This is a genomic window from Rhizobium sp. P32RR-XVIII (genome assembly GCF_012641395.1).
Classification (GTDB): Bacteria; Pseudomonadota; Alphaproteobacteria; order Rhizobiales; family Rhizobiaceae; genus Rhizobium.
This window is the reverse complement of record NZ_JABAIH010000004.1, coordinates 107,250-127,501: the sequence shown is the minus strand read 5'-3', so window position 1 is coordinate 127,501 and position 20,252 is coordinate 107,250. Positions and strand designations below refer to the sequence as shown.

Below are 20,252 nucleotides of genomic sequence, written 5' to 3'. Positions count from 1 at the left end.
CCCAGAGCACCTCCATCCGCATTGTCAGCGATCGAGAACCGAACGGATTTCCACCAGGTTCGACCGCACCCGCAGGATATAAAAGCCCATTGTCGCCAAATGGCTCGGCATGATCCAGCCGTCCTCTCGGCCATTGGAAATGATCGCCGGCTGAATGCGCAGCGCCGCCTGGAACTGCTTCATCGTTGCGGCCCAGATCGCACCCAGATTGCGTTCCGCCACGACTTGCGAAAAATCCGCCTGCGCCGCCGAGAGGATGGCGTAATAGGCATAGAGCTGCCCGTAGGCGAACCAGAAGCGATCATCGGCGCGCGTATCGAACCAGCCGCGATTATGGTTCTCCGAGCGCTCCGCGAGGAGGTCGGACGTCCCGCCGATATCGTTGGCAATGCGGTCGATGAACTGGATGAGGTTGTCCGCGCGGCCGTCGAAAACTGCATTGCAGCTGGCAAGATCGGTATTGAATTTCCGCAGGCTCTGGACGGCCGAGCGGTAATAGCTCGGAGTCGGCGTCTTCGGTCCGAACGGATTGAAACCAAAATACCAGCTGTATTCGTCGAACTGCAGGTTGCCGCGGGCGCTCTGCAGATCGTTGTTGATGCCGGACGTACCCCGAACGCGGCCCAGCGCATCGACGAGTTCCGCCGACGTCCGGCGCACGGCCTGATTCACGCCACGCTGGAAAGACGCCTTGTTGTCGAGAAACGGCGTGTGATCCCAGTCGACGCCGAAAAAGCCAAGCCGGTAGAGCAGCATGGAAGAAATCCATGCATTCTGATTGACGTTGAAGTCGGAAAGATCGGCCGTGACATCGACGATGGCGGAGCGCTGGCAGGTTTTAGCTCCGGTCGCAGGCGCGCCGTCGGCAACCGGCAGTTCCTGCCCGGCCGGAACCTTTCGCTCGGAAAGACGGTATTGATTGACGAAGGACGGATCGAAATTCGTCCAAACCTGGGTCTGCCAGATGAAATAGCCGTAAAGGGCGACCAGCAGCGCCACGAGCGCGATGATGGGAATCCGGATCATCCATGTCCGACGCTGGTACCAGCCGTGCGCGGCAAGAAAAGGCCAGAACGCCCAGGCGGCAAGAAGGCTGAACCAGCGGGCGATCGTACGGCCGATAAGCCTGAAGAAACCGGCGATCCGATCGAGCATGCCCTTCTCCCAAAATCCTGGCGAACGTCAGAAAGTCCTGCATTCACATATGTGTTTGCCTGTCCGAGCACAACATGAAGGAGAAATTTTAGCCACCGCGCCGCCGGTAGGTCTGCACTGACGTAAAATCCATCCCGCTGCGGCATGCGTGAAAAACAATGCGCGTCTAGGCGGCCGCGAGCCGAAAAACAGACCTCCTGCACCATAGGTAGAGGATTTCGTCTGGCGGTCACCAGGAACGCAGGAAACGCCATCTTGGCCAAGAGGACTTCCGGGTCAGATCGATAATCGGCGCCTGAGCCGAATCGTCGCTTTCGGCAAAGGCCGCAAACTTCTTGCTGAATGCCGCATCCGCCGCCGACTTGCGCGATCCGATATCCTCGGGAACGAGCATGCCTTTTTCGAACAGAGCAATCGGCCCGGCGATATGCGGAAATAGCTCTTGCGTTATTTTAGCTTTCGATCCGGGAACATTCGTGTCGACTTGCGCGCGGTAGACGATCAGCCGCTCTTCAGTATCGATCGACAGCTTGCGGACCAATGCATTGCAAAGGCCGATCTGGCTGTTCAATGTGTCAGCAAAGGCTTGGAACATCGTAATGAAACGCTGGCGGCGCTGGCTCTCGTCGCGCATTTTCCGCTCTTCTTCAGAGATCCTGTCAGCCTCTGCTTTAAGCGAGCGCCGCTCCTCCTCCATCCGCTCCCATTCAGCCCTGCCGCCGTAAACGCCGATGCGTCCCTGCGTCGTCAGCGCCTTCGCGTTCAGGTCCTTCATGCGCAACCGCGCGACATCGATCTCATCGACAAGACGCCGGCGCTGCTCGACGATACTGGTAAGGGCGTCCTCCGTTGCCTTCTGGCAGGTAACGGCAAATTCACGGTGGCTGCGGGCCAATCCGGACGCGGCATTGGATTTAGACAGCAGATCGAGAAGCCGTTCGATGACAGGCGCCTCGCGCACACGCTGACTGTGCAGGCGCCACATGCGTTGCCTGGAAAACCGGCCCATCAGCCTTTCGCGCGAGGTTAGGCCGCGAAAGCTGTCGAGGTCCGCGAAGACATCGGCGGCCATCCGGTCGAGGCCAGCCACGATTTCACCCAGCCCTGCGTCGAACTTCGCCTGTGTTGCGGCAAAGGCCTGAAACCGGCTCTGCTGCTCGGGAAACGCCTCTTCACCCGATGGCGCTCCGTTGCACGCGAAGTCTTCGACGAAGGCTGCGCATGCGGCCGCGTCAGCGCGCAGCGCCGAAGCAAGCGCATCGGCTGCTTCAAGTTGATTGTCGAACGAGGATGCTTTGCGCACCAATCTCTCCAGAGAATCTCCGCTGTCAGTCTAGCGGCTCGCCTGCCGAACTCAAACGGCCTCGGCAAGCCATTCGCCGTTCATTTCGTCATCCCAATGCCGGCGGCAGAGCGATACGTATTTCTCATTGCCGCCGACGTCGATCTGCGCGCCTTCCCGAACAACTTTTCCCTGGGCGTCGAGCCGCACGACCATCGTCGCTTTACGGCCGCAATGGCAGATGGTGCGCACCTCGCGCATCTCGTCCGAGATCGCAAGCAGTTCTTCCGAAGCCGGAAACAACTTGCCCTGGAAGTCTGTTCGAAGCCCGTAGACCATCACCGGTATATTCAGACGATCGACCACGCGGGCGAGCTGCCAGACATGCTCGCGCGTCATGAAATTCGCTTCGTCGACGAAGATGCAGGCGATCGGCTCGCCTTCGCTGCTCAGTCGCTTGATGAGGGTGAAGAGATCGGTATGTCCTTCGAAAGGGATGGCGCTCGCTTCCAGGCCGATACGCGAGCCGATGATGCCCTTACCGGTACGCTCGTCGAAGGCAGCGATCAGCAGGACGGTACGCATGCCGCGTTCCTGATAATTATAGGAGGCCTGCAGCAGCATCGTCGACTTGCCGGCGTTCATGGTCGAGTAGTTGAAATAGAGTTTTGCCATCGTTTTCTCCGAGCCTTGCTTCTTGAGTGCTCGAATCGCCAAAGGAAAGACGGCAGAACCGATAATCACAGAAAATCCGGAGACGGAAATTTCAGGAGAGCGTAGAGGACAGGCATTCTCACGAAAAATTGCGGCACGTCGCATTCGGGGTGCCCAATCCGCCGCAAACGCGCTGAGATCGCTTGTAAATGTCGGCTATTGGTGCTTGGCTTGGGAACGTAGGACTGGGAGTCTAAAATGAAAACAACAAGCGCATTCAAACTCATTACCGCTACCGCCGTCGCTGCCCTCTCCGTCGCGACAGCCGCATTCGCCGCCGATCCTGAAAGCTGCTCCACCGTCCGTTTTTCGGACGTCGGCTGGACGGACATCACGGCAACCACTGCAACCGCCTCCGTCGTCCTGAAGGGCCTCGGCTATGAGCCAAAGGTCACCGTTCTGTCGGTACCGGTTACCTACCAGTCGTTGAAGAACAAGGACATCGACATCTTCCTCGGCAACTGGATGCCGACCCAGGAAAAGGACGTCCGTCCCTTCCTCGATGACAAATCGGTCGAATCTTACGGCCCGAACCTGGTCGGCGCGAAGTACACGCTCGCGACCAACGCCAAGGGCGCTGAGCTCGGCATCAAGGACTTCAAGGATATCGCCGCCCACAAGGATGACCTGGACGGCAAGATCTACGGCATCGAGCCCGGCAACGACGGGAACCGCCTCATCCTCGACATGATCGACAAGAACATGTTCGACATGAAGAGCGTCGAACTGGTCGAGTCCTCCGAACAGGGCATGCTGGCCCAAGTCGCCCGCGCGGACAAGGAAGGCAAGCCAGTGGTTTTCCTCGGCTGGGAGCCCCATCCGATGAACAGCAACTTCAAGCTCACCTACCTCGCCGGCGGTGACGACGTGTTCGGCCCCGACTTCGGCGGCGCCAAGGTCTTCACCAATGTCCGGGCCGGCTATTTCAGCGACTGCCCAAATGCCGGCGCGCTGATCAAGAACCTGGTTTTCACGCTCGACATGGAAAACCAGATCATGGGCAAGATCATGAATGACAGCGAAGAGCCGGAGAAAGCGGCGACGGAATGGCTGAAGGCCAATCCATCGGCGCTGGAGCCCTGGCTCTCTGGTGTCAAGACGCGCGATGGCAGCGGTGATGGCCTTGCGGCCGTCAAGAAAAGCCTCGGTCTCTGACGATGACGCAAACGGGGCAGCGGATTCTGCCCCGTTTCCATCCTCATTGCGATCTGTTGCTCTTTTTGGATAGGCGAGCCCTTGAACTGGATTACCGACGCTAAAATTCCGATTGGTCCTTGGGCCAAGTCCTTTGTGGATTGGCTGACAACCAACGCTGATTGGTTCTTCAACCAGCTCGCCTCCCTGTTATCGCACGTCATCGATGCGCTACTCTTCGTGTTGCAGGCGCCGAACCCTTTGATCGTCATCGTTGCGATCGGTGCGATTGCGTGGTGGCTGCGGCGGTCGGTCACCGTTGCCGTCTTTACCTGTCTCGGGCTGCTGCTCATCATGAACCAGGGCTACTGGAAGGAGACGACGGAGACGCTCGCGCTCGTTCTAGCCTCAACCTTCGTGAGCATGATCGTCGGCATTCCGCTTGGCATCGCGGCTGCGCGCCGAGCCTGGGTCTATTCGGTGCTGCGCCCGGTTCTCGATCTGATGCAGACCATTCCAACTTTCGTCTATCTGATCCCGGCACTGATCCTCTTCGGCCTCGGCATGGTTCCGGGTTTGATCGCAACCGTCATCTTCGCGATCCCCGCGCCTATCCGCCTCACGCGTCTCGGCATCATCTCCACACCCCCTTCGCTTGTGGAAGCAGCTGAATCCTTTGGCGCGACGCCGATGCAGGTGCTTAGAAAGGTCGAACTTCCCTTCGCCACGCCGCAGATCATGGCGGGCCTCACTCAGACGATCATGTTGTCGCTATCGATGGTGGTCATCGCTGCGCTCGTCGGTGCCGACGGGCTGGGCGTACCGGTGGTGCGCGCACTCAATACCGTCAACGTGGCCAAGGGCTTCGAAGCCGGTCTCTGCATCGTCATCCTGGCAATCATTCTCGACCGCATGTTCCGCACCGCGGGTGAAGGAGATGGCGCATGACCTCGGTCCGCTTCGACAATGTCAGCATCATCTTCGGTGACAAGCCGGAAACCGCACTCCCGCTCGTCGATCAGGGAAAAACCCGCGATGAAATCGGCGCCTCGACCGGCCTGGTGCTGGGTGTTGCCGATGCCTCGCTCACGGTCGAGGAGGGCGAAATCCTTGTCCTCATGGGGCTTTCCGGCTCGGGCAAATCGACACTGCTGCGCGCGGTCAACGGCCTCGCGCCCGTCGTACGAGGCGGGGTTTCGGTGCAAACCGCGAACGGCCCGGTCAGCCCTTATAAATGCAGCCCGAAAGCGCTGCGCGATCTGCGGATGCACACCGTTTCCATGGTGTTCCAGCAGTTTGCTTTGCTGCCTTGGCGGACTGTTTCGGACAATGTCGGCTTCGGCCTCGAACTTGCCGGAGTCCCGGAGACCGAACGCAAGAAGCGCGTCGGGGAGCAACTGGAACTCGTCAACCTGACGAAATGGGCGAACCGCAAGGTCAACGAGCTTTCGGGCGGCATGCAGCAGCGCGTCGGCCTCGCACGTGCCTTTGCTACGGGCGCGCCGATCCTGCTGATGGACGAACCGTTCTCTGCGCTCGATCCGCTCATCCGCACCCGCCTGCAGGATGAACTGCTTGAGTTCCAGCGGCGCCTGAAAAAGACGATCCTCTTCGTCAGCCATGATCTGGACGAAGCCTTCCGTATCGGCAACCGCATCGCCATCATGGAGGGCGGTCGCATTATCCAGTGCGGTACGCCGCAGGACATCGTGAAGAATCCGGCGGACCAGTACGTCGCGGACTTCGTGCAGCACATGAACCCGATAACGATGCTGACCGCGAAAGACGTCATGCAGCCCGGCCTCAGCCATGCGGCGGGATCGACCGTCAGCGCCACGGCGCGCGCCGAAACGCCACTCGTCGACATTCTCGACGCCCTCGCCCGCCAGCCCGGCAGCATTGGTGTCGTCGACAACGGCGCGGTCATCGGCACGATCTCGGCACAGGATATCGTCAGCGGCCTGACCCGCCACCGGCGCAAAGAACAGGCTTGATCCTCCGATCCGCTTCCGTCAGAAAAGTGGACATGAAAGATAGAGCTTCGGTTTTGCGGGAGACGGACGACGAAGCCCGCACGCTTGCCCGCATCCTGCTGCGCGGTGCGCGCTACGGCAGCCTCGCGGTCCTCGATCCCGAGACCGGCTTTCCCGTCGCGAGCCGTGTGCTGCTCGGCACCGATATCGACGGCGTCCCCGTCATTCTCGTTTCAGCGTTGTCGGCGCATACGAAGGCGCTTGACGCCGATCCGCGCTTATCTCTCTTGACCGGTGAACCGGGTAATGGCGATCCTTTGGCGCATCCGAGGCTCACCACCCAATGCATTGCCGAGCCGGTTGACAGAGAAAGCGCGGTTCATGAGCGCATTCGTACGCGCTTCCTCGACCGGCATGCGAAGGCCAAGCTCTACATCGACTTCGCGGACTTCCGCTTCTTCCGCCTTGTGCCGCAATCGGCGAGCCTCAACGGCGGTTTTGGCCGCGCCTATATTCTGGAAGGTGCCGATCTGGTGATTCTTTCAGCGGCCAATGAAGCCGTCGCCGCTCAAGCACAGCGAATAGTGCAAGATTTACTAGAGCGGGATCCCAATCTATCCGAGGCGCTTGCAAGGCTGTTTAAGGGGCCATATGGCGCGGCATGGCGCATATGCGGAGTAGATTGCGGCGGGTTCGACGCTATTTCCGGTGATTTGCTTAGACGTTGTGAATTCAAGGCACCCGTCGACGACCCGGCGGACATTGTGTCACATATATCTAAAACAGCATACTAGATACGTGAAATTTAGGTATATACAATCTTCTGAGCGACTTGCTAGTTTTTGCAGGTCCAGCCCCAGCCCCTTAACGCCCTGTGCCTGCACGGATATGCGATTCGCCTAGGAAGAATGTAATTATGGAAACTATCGATTTGTCAGACCACTCTAACGCCGCGGCGGCCCTTCTGTCAGCGATGGCGAATCCCAAGCGCCTCCTGATCCTCTGCAGCCTCGTCAAAGGTGAAATTCCTGTTGGCGTACTTGCGACGCAAGTTGGTCTTAGCCAGTCTGCCCTTTCGCAGCACCTCTCGAAGCTCCGAGCACAAAAACTGGTAAAGACGCGCCGCGACGCCCAGACCATTTACTACTCGAGCAACTCGGAACCGGTAATGAAGATACTGGCGACGCTCGAGGATATCTATGCGGTACAGGACCGCAGCAGATCCGCAGCCTGATACTTAGCGCAGACATAATGTCCGCCATAAAGCCGTGCCGACAAAGGGATGTATCCGGAATGGCACGGTAAGCAGTATTTCAGCACGATAGGATTTTCTTGGACCGGCAAGTTCCCGCTTGCCGGTCTTGTTTGTTTTCACCTGAGCCCACGACCAGCCGGAAGCCACACTCCTTCCCGGGTAACCTTGTGCACCGACCACCGGGAATACCGCATAAGAGACGACTACCGTGGCTTGACGCCCCAAGAAGCCCTGATACTTTGACCGGACAGTAAAAATATGGGTTCAAAGCCCTCGGGAACGGCTCGCCGCAGCCAGGAGAACAGCATGTCCAATCGCCTCAATACACCAAACGATCTTCGCGCCTTCTGGATGCCGTTTACGGCAAACCGGCAATTCAAGAGGGAACCGCGCCTGTTCGTCAGCGCCAAGGACATGTACTACACGACGCATGATGGTCGTCAGGTTCTCGACGGCACTGCTGGCCTCTGGTGTGTCAATGCCGGCCACTGCCGTCCCAAGATCACCGAGGCGATCCGCGAACAGGCCGGTGAACTCGACTATGCCCCGGCCTTCCAGCTCGGCCACCCCAAGGCCTTCGAACTGGCAAATCGCCTTGTCGACATCGCGCCGGAAGGCATGAACCACGTTCTTTATACCAACTCGGGGTCCGAGTCCGTCGAGACCGCGCTCAAGGTGGCCCTCGCCTATCATCGCGTGAAAGGCAATGGCTCACGCTTCCGCCTGATCGGCCGCGAACGCGGCTATCACGGTGTGAATTTCGGCGGCATCTCGGTCGGCGGCATTGTCTCCAATCGCAAGATGTTCGGCACGCTGCTGACCGGCGTCGACCACATGCCGCACACCCACCTGCCGGGCAAGAACCAGTTCACACGCGGCGAACCTGAGCATGGCGGCGATATCGCAACCGAGTTGGAACGCATTGTTACGCTACACGACGCCTCGACGATTGCCGCTGTCATCGTTGAACCCGTCGCCGGCTCGACCGGTGTCCTCATCCCGCCGAAAGGCTATCTGCAGAAACTGCGCGAAATCTGCACCAAGCACGGCATTCTGCTGATCTTCGACGAAGTCATCACCGGCTTCGGCCGTCTCGGCGCCCCCTTCGCGGCTCAGTATTACGACGTCAAGCCGGACATGATCACGACCGCCAAGGGTCTGACCAACGGCGTGATCCCGATGGGCGCCGTCTTCGTGACCTCGGAAATCCATGACGCGTTCATGAGCGGCCCGGAGCACATGATCGAGTTCTTCCATGGTTACACCTATTCCGGTAACCCGATCGCGTCTGCAGCGGCTCTCGCAACGCTCGACACCTATAAGGAAGAAGGACTGCTCACCCGCGCTGCCGAACTCTCGGACTACTGGGCCGACGCCCTTCACTCGCTGAAGGACTGCCCGAACGTCATCGACATCCGCAACACGGGCCTGATCGGCGCGATCGAGCTCGATCCGATCGCCGGCGAACCAACCAAGCGTGCGTTCACTGCCTTCCTGCGCGCCTATGAAAACGGATTGCTGATCCGCACGACCGGCGACATCATCGCGCTGTCTCCGCCGCTCATCATCGAGAAGAAGCATATCGACGAGCTCTTCGGAAAACTGCGCGAAATTCTGCAAAACAACATCTAAATTGAAGATTTCGCGGCCCGCGGCGTCCAGATCGGACGATTGCGGGCCGCTTTTTGTTATTTCCTTGCGGAATCTCAGCAAAATTCATAGAGAATTGCGCTGCATCCTTCGAAGCCAAACGTGGCCGGACGGACGCATTGACCGCACCGTAACCGTCGTCCATTGGCGCACCCCCTTGGGGTTATTGAACGAACTGGTTTCGCTGTCGCGGCAGTCATCGCGGGCGCAAGCCCCACCCAAGGAGAGAGAAAATGAATCTGAAGACTTTGACTGGCGCGACCTTTGTCGCATCGCTGGCCTTTGCGCCACTTGCCCATGCCGATATCACCATCGGCCTCATCGCGCCGCTGACCGGTCCGGTTGCCGCCTATGGCGACCAGGTGAAGAACGGCGCGCAGACGGCAGTTGACGAGATCAACAAGAAAGGCGGCATTCTCGGCGAAAAGGTTGTCCTGAAGACCGCCGATGACGCGGGTGAGCCGAAGCAGGGCGTTTCCGCCGCAAACCAACTCGTCGGCGAAGGCATTCGCTTCGTCGTCGGCCCCGTGACATCCGGCGTCGCCATTCCGGCTTCCGACGTTCTGGCCGAAAACGGCATCCTGATGGTGACCCCGACGGCGACCGCACCGGACCTCACCAAGCGCGGCCTGACCAACATTCTGCGCACCTGCGGCCGCGACGACCAGCAGGCCGAAGTTGCCGCTCAATACGTCCTGAAGAATTTCAAGGACAAGCGCATCGCCATCATCAATGACAAGGGCGCTTATGGCAAAGGCCTCGCTGATGCCTTCAAGGCGACACTGAATGCCGGCGGCGTCAAGGAAGTGATCGACGACGCGGTCACCGCCGGCGACAAGGATTTCAGCGCGCTCACCACCCGCCTGAAGGCCGAGAAGGTCGATGTCGTCTACTTCGGCGGATATCATCCGGAAGGCGGCCTGCTCGCCCGCCAGCTGGCTGACCTTGCCGTCAAGGCGACGATCATCGGCGGTGACGGGCTGTCGAACACCGAATTCTGGAACATCGGAACGGAAGCTGCCGCAGGCACGGTCTTCACCAACGCCTCCGATGCGACGAAGAGCCCGGATTCGAAGGCCGCTTCCGATGCGCTCGCAGCCAAGAACATCCCGGCGGAGGCCTTTACGCTGAACGCCTATGCCGCCGTCGAAGTCTTGAAGGCCGGCATCGAGAAGGCAGGCAGCGCCGAGGACGCCGAAGCTGTTGCAACCGCCCTCAAGAGCGGCGAGCCCGTCGCAACCGCAATCGGCAAACTCACCTACGGCGAAACCGGCGACCTCACCTCGCAGAGCTTCTCGCTCTACAAGTGGGAAGGCGGCAAGATCGTACCGGCCGAATAAGGTCTGATATCGGTATTTTCGGGAACGGGCGCCTGTCGGCGCCCGTTTTCGTTTGTGGAGCAGCCTGTTTATGTCATTTTGTCCAGCACATCGACTATAACGGGTGCATAACCCGAAATGAGGATGCCCATGACCACCAAACTCGAACGCCTCATCGATCAGGGCACAGGCCGGATACCGGCCGATATCGTCCTGAAGGGCGGACGGTTCTTTGATCTCGTAACCGGCGAACTGGTCGCATCCGACATCGCCATTGGCGGCGATCGTATCGTCGGCACGTGCGGCACATATGAGGGCGCAACCGAGATCGACGTCTCAGGCAAGATCGTCGTTCCGGGCTTCATCGACACCCACCTGCACATCGAGTCTTCGCTCGTCACTCCAGACGAATTCGACCGCTGCGTCCTGCCTTACGGCGTCACCACGGCCATCTGCGATCCGCACGAGATCGCCAATGTGCTCGGCGAGGAAGGCATCCGGTTCTTTCTCGATTCATCGCTTGAAACGATCATGGACATCCGCGTCCAGCTCTCCTCCTGCGTTCCCGCCACACACCTCGAAACATCGGGCGCCGATCTGCCGATCGGAAAGCTTCTGCCCTTCCGGGATCATCCCAAGGTTATCGGCCTTGCCGAGTTCATGAATTTTCCCGGCGTGATCCATAAGGATCCGGTCTGCATGGAAAAACTCGAAGCCTTCCAGGGCGGCCATATCGACGGCCACGCGCCGCTTCTGCGCGGCATGAACCTCAACGGCTACCTCTCGGCAGGGATCCGCACGGAACACGAATGCACCACGGCAGCGGAAGCCCTTGAAAAAATCCGCAAGGGCATGCACATCCTGGTGCGCGAAGGCTCGGTCTCGAAGGACCTGCATGCGCTGATGCCGATCATCACCGAGCGTCTGTCGCCCTATCTCGCACTCTGCACCGACGACCGCAATCCGCTCGACATCGCCGAACAGGGCCACCTCGATTACATGATCCGCACCGCAATCGCCAATGGCGTAGAGCCGCTGGCGATCTACCGCGCCGCCTCGATCTCCGCCGCCCGCGCCTTCGGGCTGATGGATCGCGGCCTTGTCGCTCCCGGCTGGCGCGCCGATCTCGCCGTCATCGACAGTCTCGAGCGCTGCAAGGCGGAAATCGTCTTTTCCGCCGGACGCCGCGTTTCGGACGAACTCTTCGCCACCCGCAAGCCGGTTGCGCCGGTTGGCCTCGACAGCGTCAAGGCACGGCCCGTTCAGGCCATGCATTTCGGCGTTCCGGTCGCGGAAGGCGAAACACCGGTGATCGGTGTCACGCCCGGCAAGATCATCACCGAATTCCGCCGCCATCGCCTTCCTGTGAAAGGCAACCAGACCGACATCGACCTGGTGAACGATATCATCAAGGTCGCGGTTATCGAGCGCCACGGCGAGAACGGCAACCACGCCAATGGCTTCGTCCAGGGCTTTGGCTTGAAGAAAGGGGCGATAGCCTCGACCGTTGGTCATGACAGCCACAATATCTGCGTCGTCGGCGTCAACGAAGATGATATGGCGCTCGCCGCCAACCGCCTCGGAGAAATCAAGGGCGGCTTCGTGGTCGCGGAGGACGGCAAGGTCACCGCCGAAATCGCGCTCCCCGTCGCCGGGTTGATGAGCCTCGAACCCTACGAGAAAGTCCGCGACACCCTCCACCATCTCCGCCAGGCTGCCTTCGCGCTCGGCGCCACGCTCGAAGAGCCGTTCCTCCAACTCGCCTTCCTGCCGCTGCCGGTGATCCCGCATCTGAAGATTTCGGACCGGGGCATGGTGGACGTGGACCGGTTCGTGCTGATCGGGTGAGGCGATGCCGGTCGTCTTTCGACATGGAAGTCTGAAATTCTTTTTCTATTCCAACGAGGGTGATCCGCGAGAGCCCATGCATATTCACGTACGCGGTCCGAACGGAGAAGCCAAAGTTTGGATCGAACCCGTGGTCAGCCTGATGGATAGCAAGGACTTCAGTCGGCGCGAGCTAGCTGATATCATCCGTCAAGTCATCAAGAACCGGACGGCCATAGAAAGAGCCTGGCATGAGCATTTCGGCAACTGAAGTCAGTTTTGACGAACATACGATGTGGGTTGCGCTGGACGACGGCCGCACGCTCGGCGTACCGCTTGCTTGGTTTCCCCGCCTCCTCGCCGCGACACCCGAACAGCGCCAATCCGTCGAGATCAGCCCAATGGGTTTGCATTGGGATGCTATAGACGAAGATATTTCGATCGCCGGTCTGCTTGCTGGCAGAGGCGATCAAACGGTCAAGCGTTTCTCCGCAGCCTGAACGAGAACCTGCGAGCAGAAGGCATCCAGCGGCCCAAGCTTGACGGACTGCCGGTTTGGCGGCGAGGCAAATCCCGGCATGTCGACCGGCTCGCCGAGCTTCATACCGGTGGGCAGCCGGAACTCCACCGGTTCTCGGGTCAGGTTGAACACGAAGAGCAGTTTCTCTGCGCCCTTCCCGCGCGTGAATGCCAGAAGATCCTTGTTGGTCCCGACGAATTCCATGTCACCGTCGATGAGCGCCGGATACCGCTTCCGGAATTCCAGTGTCCGCCGATAGTGCGTGAGCACGGAGTTGGCGTCTGCTATCTGCGTATCGACGGAAAGGGCAGCCTGCTCGTAAGGAACCGGCAGCCAGCTTTTCTCGGCCGAGGTGAAGCCTGCATGCGCCTTGCCGGCTTCCCAGGGTATTGGCGTCCGGCACCCGTCGCGGCCCTTGAAGGCGGGCCAGAAGCGGATGCCGTAGGGATCGCGCAGATCCTCGAATGCAAGCTCCGCTTCGGGTAATCCGAGCTCTTCTCCCTGGTAGAGGCAGATCGAGCCGCGCAGCGCCGCAAGCACCGAAATCGCCAGCTTGGCGATCAGCGGCCGCTCTTCCACGGTCCTTGAGAACCGGCTCACATGGCGTTGGACATCATGGTTGGAGAAGGCCCAGCAAACCCAACCGTCGACGACCATACTCTGAAAGCTTTCGACGCAATTGCGGATATGCGCGGCCGTGAAATCCGGACCTAGCAGATCGAAGGTGTAGCACATGTGGAGCTTGTCGCCGCCGGTCGTATAAGCAGCGACGGTCTTCAGCGACCGCGCCCCGTCGCCCACCTCCCCGACCGTCGTTCGCGCCTCATACTGATTGAGCAGGCCACGCAAACGCTTCAGGAATCCAAGATTTTCCGGCTGCGTCTTGTCGTAGAGATGGTTCTGCATGCCGTAGGGATTGCTATCGGGCGCATCAAGGCCACCGTCGCTGACATCCGGCTCATGAGGCGGATTGTCACGAAGCAGCCTGTCGCAGAAGTAGTAGTTGACCGTATCGAGCCGGAAGCCGTCGACGCCGCGGTCGAGCCAGAACTTCACCGTCTTCAACACTGCTTCCTGCACCTCCTTGTTATGGAAGTTCAAGTCGGGCTGCGACGTCAGGAAATTGTGCTGGTAGTATTGACGCCGCACCCCGTCCCATTCCCAGCCCGGCCCGCCGAAGATCGAAAGCCAGTTGTTTGGCGCCGTGCCGTCGCGCTTCGGATCGGACCAGACGTACCACTCCGCCTTGGGATTCGTTCGGCTGGAGCGGCTCTCCACAAACCACGGATGCTGGTCGGACGTATGCGAGATCACCTGGTCGATGATGACTTTCAAACCCAGCGAATGGGCGGCAGCCATCATCTCATCGAAATCGGCAAGCGTCCCGAAGATCGGATCGACATCGCAATAGTCCGAAACGTCATAGCCCATGTCCGCCATCGGCGACTTGAAGAACGGCGCGAGCCAGATCGCGTCGACGCCGAGGCTGGCGATATGCGGGAGGCGCCGGGTTATGCCTTTCAGGTCGCCGAGGCCATCGCCGTTCGTGTCTTGAAACGAGCGTGGATAAACCTGATAGATAACCGCCCCTCGCCACCAGTCCGCTGCCTGAATTGCCATTTGCCGGATCTCCCGTGTCGTTAGAAGGCCCACAGACTAAAGCCCGGAAAACAAAAAACAACCGCACCAGCGACCTCTTTTGGGAGAGACGCGGACGACAAAGCAAATGCCGCTCACGGGCTTGTCCACATGTCGATCGACGCTCGGTAATTGGGGGTTGCAACGCCAAGCCTTTGGGATAAGCTGCGTTTGACTTGCACGTAACAGGTCAAAACCGGGAAAAAATCACTAAGAATAGGCGAAAAAGCCTAGAAAGGTGGGGCCACCATGAACCATTTAACGAAAAAATTTCTAGCTTCGGCAATGCTTGGCACATTGCTGGCGTTCTCGGCCCATGCGGCCACGCTCAACATCCATAACGGCGGCGATCCTACGTCGCTCGATCCGCAAAAGCTGTCCGGCGACTGGGAGAATCGCATTGCCGGCGACATCTTTGAAGGCCTGGTCACTGAAGACGCCAAGGACAATCCGATTCCCGGCCAAGCCGAAAGCTGGACGGTTTCCGACGACGGCAAGGTCTACACCTTCAAGCTTCGTGACGGGATCAAGTGGTCGGATGGCCAGCCGGTAACGGCCGGGGACTTCGTCTTCGCCTTCCAGCGCCTCGTCGACCCGAAGAATGCCGCCGACTACGCCTATCTCCAGTTCACCATCAAGAACGCGGAAAAGATCAACAAGGGCGAGATCACCGATCCCAACCAGCTCGGCGTCAAGGCAATCGACGACAAGACGCTGGAAATCACCCTCGAAAACCCCACCCCCTACTTCATCAACGCCCTGATGCACTACACGGCCTATCCGCTGCCGAAGCATGTGGTCGAAGCCAAGGGGCAGGATTGGGTGAAGATCGGCAACATCGTCACCAACGGCCCCTACAAGCCGGTTGAGTGGGTTCCCGGCTCTCACGTCACCACCGTCAAGAACGACCAGTATTACGGCGTGAAGGATCTCAAGATCGACGGCGCGAAGTTCTTCGTGCTCGAAGACCAGGAAGCCGCGCTGAAGCGCTATCGCGCCGGCGAGTTCGACATCCTCACCGACTTCCCGACCGACCAGTACGAGTGGATGAAGAAGAACCTGCCGGGCCAGGCGCACGTGGCGCCGTTCTCCGGCCTCTACTACTACGTCATCAATTCCGCCAAGCCGCCCTTCAGCGACAAGCGTGTCCGCCAGGCTCTCTCCATGGCGATCAACCGCGAAGTCATCGGCCCGCAGATCCTCGGAACCGGCGAACTTCCGGCCTATTCCTGGGTCCCGCCGGGCACGGCAAACTATGGCGAGCCGGCGTATGTGTCCTGGAAGGACATGCCCTACAAGGACAAGGTCGAAGAAGCCAAGAAGCTTCTCAAGGAAGCCGGCTTCGGTCCTGACCACCCGCTGACGGCCGAGCTCAAGTACAACACCAACGACAACCACAAGCGCATCGCCGTGGCGATCGCCTCCATGTGGAAGCCGCTGGGCGTCAACGTCGAACTCGTCAACGCCGAAACCAAGGTGCACTACGACCAGTTGCAGCGCGGCGAAGTGCAGATCGGCCGCGCCGGATGGCTTGCCGACTACAACGACCCGGACAACTTCCTGAACCTGCTCGTGACAGGCGTTCAGATGAACTACGGCCGCTGGTCGAATCCGGAATATGACAAGCTGATCAAGGACGGTAATGCTCAGAGCGACCTGACGAAGCGCGCCGAACTCTTCAAGAAGGCCGAGCAGATCGCGCTGGATGATTCCGCCGCCCTTCCGATCTACTACTACGTCTCCAAGAACGTCGTCTCGCCGAAGATAGACGGCTTCGTCGATAACGTGCAGGACATCCACCGCACGCGCTGGCTGTCGATGAAAGAGTAAGGAAAAACGGCCCTTCCCGCGGCTTGCGTGAAGGGCCGGTCCACGCCCATGATCAAATACGCACTCCGTCGTCTGCTGTCGACGATCCCTGTCCTCTGGATCGCCGTCACAGCCTGCTTTTTCACTTTGCGCCTTGCCCCCGGCGGTCCCTTCGATAGCGAAAGACCGTTGCCGCCGGTGATCCTGAAGAACCTTGCGGCCCACTACAATCTGGATAAGCCGCTGATCCAGCAATACCTGATCTATGTCGGCGATCTCTTGAGAGGCGATCTCGGCCCCTCTTTTGCCAGCGAAGATTTCACGGTCGCGCAGCAGATCATGCTCGGCCTGCCCTACACATTCACGATTGGTACCGCCGCTTTTCTGCTCGCCATCCTCGTCGGCATCACTGCAGGCTGTCTTGGAGCCCTTTATCAGAACCGCGCTCCGGACTACTGGCTGGGCGCAATGGTGCTCGTTGGCGTCGTGCTGCCTAACTTCCTCATCGCCCCCATTCTGCAGCTTGTCTTCGGTATTCATCTCGGCTGGTTTCCCGTCGGCGGCTGGGGTGACGGATCGATCAAATTCCTCATTCTGCCGATCATCGTTCTTGCGCTACCGCATGCGGGGCGCATCTCGCGTATCACCCGTGGCTCGATGATCGAGGTCATGAACCAGAACTTCATCCGCACCGCCAAGTCGAAAGGCATCGGCCCGCGTCTCACCATCATGCGGCATGCGCTGAAACCTGCCATGATGCCGGTCGTTTCCTATCTCGGGCCGGCGGCCAGCTACCTTCTCACCGGCTCGCTGGTTGTCGAAAGCATCTTCGGATTGCCCGGCATCGGCCGCTATTTCGTCAATGCAGCCCTGAACCGCGACTACGGCATGGTTCTTGGAACGGTCATCTTCTACATGGTGCTGATCGTGTTCCTCAACCTTCTCGTCGACATCGCCTATGCGTGGCTCGATCCGAAAGTGAGAAACAGATGATCCTCAACCCCGCAAAACGGGAACTGCTCGCCGCCGAGCTGCTGGAAGCCGAAGGCCTTGCGCCAGAGGGCCGTTCGCTGACCAGGGATGCGCTCAGGCGCCTGTCGCGCAACAAGGCCGCGGTGATTTCCATCGCCGTGCTCGTGCTGCTCGTCCTCGTCGCCTTCCTCGGCCCCTATGTCATTCCCTTCAACTATGAAGATCCGGACTGGGCCGCCTTCCGCATTCCACCGTCGATCGAAACCGGGCACTATTTCGGCACCGATCCAAACGGCCGCGACCTGCTGGCCCGCACGCTTTACGGTACCCGCGTTTCGCTAGCGGTCGCCGTGACGGCGACCCTGGTCTCCGTCGTCATCGGCGTGCTCTACGGCGCCATCTCCGGCTATATCGGCGGCAAGCTGGATGCGGTCATGATGCGCTTCGTCGACATCATGTACGCGCTTCCCTATATCCTTTTCGTCATCCTGCTGATGGTGATCTTCGGCCGCAACGTCTATCTGCTGTTTGCAGCGATCGGCGCACTGGAATGGCTGACGATGGCCCGCATCGTGCGCGGCCAGACGCTGTCGATCAAGCAGCGGGAATTCATTGAGGCCGCCCGCGCCTCCGGGCAGCAGCCGTTCAAGATCATCCTCAAGCACATCATTCCAAACCTCGTCGGCCCGGTTGTCATTTTCGCGGCACTGACGGTTCCCGAAATCATCGCCACGGAGAGCTTCCTTTCCTATCTCGGCTTCGGTGTCCAAGAGCCGCTGACGTCGCTCGGCACGCTGATTGCCGAAGGCACGGATGCCATGGAGAGCATGCCCTGGCTGCTGATCTTCCCGGCGAGCTTCCTCGTCGCACTGTTGCTCGGCCTGCTCTTCATCGGCGATGGCCTGCGCGACGCGTTCGACCCGAAGGATCGCTGATATGCCCCAGGAAACGAAAACCGACGTCCTTCTCGAACTCAAGGATTACGCGATCACCTTCAAGACGCCTGACGGCGAGGTGAAAGCCGTGTCCAACATGAACCTCACGATCAAGCGCGGCGAACGCATCGCGATCGTTGGCGAGTCCGGCTCGGGCAAGAGCCAGACCTTCCTGGGAATCATGGGACTGCTCGCGAAGAACGGCAAGACCACCGGCCAGGCTCTGCTTGAAGGCAAGGATGTGCTATCGCTGAAGCCGCGCGAACTCGATCGGGTGCGCGGCAAGGACATGGCCATGGTGTTCCAGGATCCCATGACCGCCTTGAATCCGTCCCTCAAGATTTCCCGGCAACTGACGGAACAGCTTGAGATTCACCGTGGCTTCACGGCACGCGCCGCCTCCGCCGAGGCGCTCGATATGCTAAGGCGTGTTGGCATTCCGGACCCTGCCCGCCGCTTCAATCTCTTTCCGCACGAGCTGTCTGGCGGCATGCGCCAGCGCATCGTGATTGCCATGGCGCTGCTCACGAAACCGAAGCTCCTGATCGCTGACGAGCCGACGACGGCGCTCGACGTCACGATACAGGCGCAAATCCTCGATCTCTTCAACGATCTGACGGCCGAGATGAATACGGCGCTGGCGATGATCACCCACGATCTCGGCGTCGTCGCGGGCCTCGCCGACCGTGTCGCGGTCATGTATGCCGGGCGCATCGTCGAGGAAGCACCCGTGGACGAGCTCTTCGAAAATCCGGCGCATCCTTATACGGCAGCGTTGCATGCGGCGATCCCGCGGCCGGATCAGGACGTCGACCAGCTCGTCGTCATTCCCGGCAGGCCGCCGAACCTGCAGCACCTGCCGAAGGGCTGCAACTTCTCCCCGCGCTGTCCCAAGGTTGAGGAAGACTGTATCGACCGTCCCCCGCCGCTCGAAACGCTGGCGCCGCACCACTGCGCCGCTTGTTTCCACCCCTTCCCGCGCACGGAGGAGCTCTTGAATCATGTCTGAGCGATCACTTCTGAGGGTCGAGAACCTGACGACCCAGTTCGAACTGCCCGCGAAGGGCTTCTTCAAGCCGCCGCTGGTCCTGACCGCCGTCAACAATGTCAGCTTCGACCTCAAGGAAGGCCGCACGCTCGGTATCGTCGGTGAATCCGGTTGCGGCAAATCCACCCTCGGCCGGTCCATCCTGCGACTGTTGAAGTCGCAGAACGGCCGTATCCTCTGGCAGGGCCGCAATCTTCTCGACCTTTCCGAAGAGGAAATGCGTGCCGCGCGCCGCGACATGCAGATCATCTTCCAGGATCCGATCGCCTCGCTTGATCCGCGCATGACCGTGGGCGACATTATTGCCGAGCCGCTGACCGTCTTCGAACCGAAGCTCAACAAGGCGCAGAGACTGGAGCGCGTGCGCGAAATCATGAGCGCCGTCGGCCTCGTGCCGGAAATGATCAATCGGTACCCGCATGAATTCTCCGGCGGCCAGGCGCAGCGCATCGGCATTGCCCGCGCCGTCGTCACACGGCCGAAGCTGATCATTTGCGACGAGCCCGTCTCGGCACTCGACGTCTCGATCCAGGGCCAGGTCATCACGTTGCTGCGCAAGCTCCGCAAGGAATTCGGCCTGACGCTGATCTTCATCAGCCACGACCTCTCCGTCGTGCGGTTGATTTCGGACGACGTGCTGGTGCTCTATCTCGGCAAGGTCGTGGAAGCCGGTGATTGCCAGACGGTGTTCGAGAGGCCCGCGCATCCCTATACGCAGGCCTTGTTTTCGGCCGCACCGATCCCCGACCCGAAGCTTGCCCGCCAGCGTACGCGCATCCGCCTGCAAGGCGATCCGCCCTCACCTCTCAACCCGCCGAAGGGCTGTGTCTTCTCGCCGCGCTGCTGGAAGGCGACGGACATCTGCCGCACCGAAATGCCACCGACCGAACAGGTACGGCCAAATCAAACGGCGGCCTGCTATCACATGGATCGATAGACTCGCGTCCACATGGGCAAGTCGTTGGGCAACATGCGACCTAGGTCCAATGCGCCCCTCGGAGCGGAACAATTTCCGCTCCGA

At 59.9% G+C, this 20,252-nt stretch carries 19 protein-coding genes; 15 read left to right on the top strand and 4 right to left on the bottom strand.

Annotation, left to right across the window (positions count from 1 at the left end):
* Window positions 1-24: 24 nt before the first annotated feature.
* The 3 genes from HGP14_RS13810 to HGP14_RS13800 all read right to left on the bottom strand — a co-directional run bounded on the left by HGP14_RS13810 (window position 25) and on the right by HGP14_RS13800 (window position 3,112).
* Window positions 25-1,155, bottom strand: a complete 1,131-nt coding sequence (locus HGP14_RS13810) for a DUF2333 family protein (RefSeq protein WP_168830439.1) — start codon at window positions 1,153-1,155, stop codon at window positions 25-27.
* Between the two features lie 229 nt (window positions 1,156-1,384).
* Entirely contained in the window at window positions 1,385-2,458 is a 1,074-nt protein-coding gene (locus HGP14_RS13805) for a hypothetical protein (protein ID WP_312862131.1), read from the bottom strand.
* Between the two features lie 51 nt (window positions 2,459-2,509).
* Complete coding sequence (locus HGP14_RS13800) at window positions 2,510-3,112, bottom strand: thymidine kinase (RefSeq protein WP_168830437.1); 603 nt, start codon at window positions 3,110-3,112, stop codon at window positions 2,510-2,512.
* Between the two features lie 237 nt (window positions 3,113-3,349).
* Between HGP14_RS13800 and HGP14_RS13795 the strand changes: the two genes are divergently transcribed.
* The 10 genes from HGP14_RS13795 to HGP14_RS13750 all read left to right on the top strand — a co-directional run bounded on the left by HGP14_RS13795 (window position 3,350) and on the right by HGP14_RS13750 (window position 12,809).
* Complete coding sequence (locus HGP14_RS13795; RefSeq protein ID WP_168830436.1) at window positions 3,350-4,306, top strand: choline ABC transporter substrate-binding protein; 957 nt, start codon at window positions 3,350-3,352, stop codon at window positions 4,304-4,306.
* 81 nt (window positions 4,307-4,387) lie between these two features.
* Window positions 4,388-5,233, top strand: coding sequence for a choline ABC transporter permease subunit (choW, locus tag HGP14_RS13790; RefSeq protein ID WP_168830435.1), 846 nt, complete (start codon window positions 4,388-4,390; stop codon window positions 5,231-5,233).
* The gene (gene choV / locus HGP14_RS13785) at window positions 5,230-6,279 is read left to right on the top strand and encodes a choline ABC transporter ATP-binding protein (RefSeq protein ID WP_168830434.1); all 1,050 of its coding nucleotides are present in this window, start codon (window positions 5,230-5,232) and stop codon (window positions 6,277-6,279) included. The genes choW and choV overlap by 4 nt, the downstream gene beginning before the upstream one ends.
* Window positions 6,280-6,311: 32 nt before the next feature.
* Window positions 6,312-7,052, top strand: a complete 741-nt coding sequence (locus tag HGP14_RS13780; RefSeq protein ID WP_168830433.1) for a HugZ family protein — start codon at window positions 6,312-6,314, stop codon at window positions 7,050-7,052.
* A 122-nt stretch (window positions 7,053-7,174) separates the two neighbouring features.
* Window positions 7,175-7,492 carry an ArsR/SmtB family transcription factor gene (locus tag HGP14_RS13775; RefSeq protein ID WP_168830432.1) on the top strand — a complete coding sequence of 106 codons (318 nt, stop codon included), beginning with the start codon at window positions 7,175-7,177 and terminating at the stop codon, window positions 7,490-7,492.
* Between the two features lie 327 nt (window positions 7,493-7,819).
* On the top strand, window positions 7,820-9,145 hold the full coding sequence (locus HGP14_RS13770; RefSeq protein WP_168830431.1) for an aspartate aminotransferase family protein: 1,326 nt from the start codon (window positions 7,820-7,822) through the stop codon (window positions 9,143-9,145).
* Window positions 9,146-9,396: 251 nt separating this feature from the next.
* Window positions 9,397-10,503 (top strand): branched-chain amino acid ABC transporter substrate-binding protein, encoded by a 1,107-nt coding sequence (locus tag HGP14_RS13765; protein WP_168830430.1) that lies wholly within the window; start codon window positions 9,397-9,399, stop codon window positions 10,501-10,503.
* A 129-nt stretch (window positions 10,504-10,632) separates the two neighbouring features.
* A complete protein-coding gene (gene ade, locus HGP14_RS13760; protein WP_168830429.1) occupies window positions 10,633-12,330 on the top strand; it encodes an adenine deaminase in 1,698 nt (565 codons plus the stop codon).
* Window positions 12,331-12,334: 4 nt separating this feature from the next.
* Window positions 12,335-12,580: a DUF4160 domain-containing protein gene (locus HGP14_RS13755; protein ID WP_168830428.1), complete on the top strand. Its 246-nt coding sequence runs from the start codon at window positions 12,335-12,337 to the stop codon at window positions 12,578-12,580.
* Window positions 12,561-12,809 carry a DUF2442 domain-containing protein gene (locus tag HGP14_RS13750; RefSeq protein WP_168830427.1) on the top strand — a complete coding sequence of 83 codons (249 nt, stop codon included), beginning with the start codon at window positions 12,561-12,563 and terminating at the stop codon, window positions 12,807-12,809. Before HGP14_RS13755 ends, HGP14_RS13750 begins: the two co-directional genes overlap by 20 nt.
* Here the strand turns inward: HGP14_RS13750 and HGP14_RS13745 are convergent.
* On the bottom strand, window positions 12,779-14,449 hold the full coding sequence (locus HGP14_RS13745; protein ID WP_168830426.1) for an alpha-glucosidase family protein: 1,671 nt from the start codon (window positions 14,447-14,449) through the stop codon (window positions 12,779-12,781). The genes HGP14_RS13750 and HGP14_RS13745 overlap by 31 nt on opposite strands.
* A 267-nt stretch (window positions 14,450-14,716) precedes the next feature.
* Between HGP14_RS13745 and HGP14_RS13740 the strand changes: the two genes are divergently transcribed.
* The 5 genes from HGP14_RS13740 to HGP14_RS13720 are packed head-to-tail and all read left to right on the top strand — an operon-like array spanning window position 14,717 to window position 20,168.
* On the top strand, window positions 14,717-16,297 hold the full coding sequence (locus HGP14_RS13740; protein WP_168830425.1) for a peptide ABC transporter substrate-binding protein: 1,581 nt from the start codon (window positions 14,717-14,719) through the stop codon (window positions 16,295-16,297).
* A gap of 48 nt (window positions 16,298-16,345) precedes the next feature.
* Window positions 16,346-17,269 (top strand): ABC transporter permease subunit, encoded by a 924-nt coding sequence (locus HGP14_RS13735; protein WP_168830424.1) that lies wholly within the window; start codon window positions 16,346-16,348, stop codon window positions 17,267-17,269.
* Entirely contained in the window at window positions 17,266-18,183 is a 918-nt protein-coding gene (locus HGP14_RS13730) for an ABC transporter permease subunit (RefSeq protein WP_168830423.1), read from the top strand. The genes HGP14_RS13735 and HGP14_RS13730 overlap by 4 nt, the downstream gene beginning before the upstream one ends.
* 1 nt (window position 18,184) lies before the next feature.
* Complete coding sequence (locus HGP14_RS13725; RefSeq protein WP_168830422.1) at window positions 18,185-19,192, top strand: ABC transporter ATP-binding protein; 1,008 nt, start codon at window positions 18,185-18,187, stop codon at window positions 19,190-19,192.
* Entirely contained in the window at window positions 19,185-20,168 is a 984-nt protein-coding gene (locus HGP14_RS13720) for an ABC transporter ATP-binding protein (RefSeq protein ID WP_168830421.1), read from the top strand. The genes HGP14_RS13725 and HGP14_RS13720 overlap by 8 nt, the downstream gene beginning before the upstream one ends.
* Window positions 20,169-20,252 lie beyond the last annotated feature (84 nt).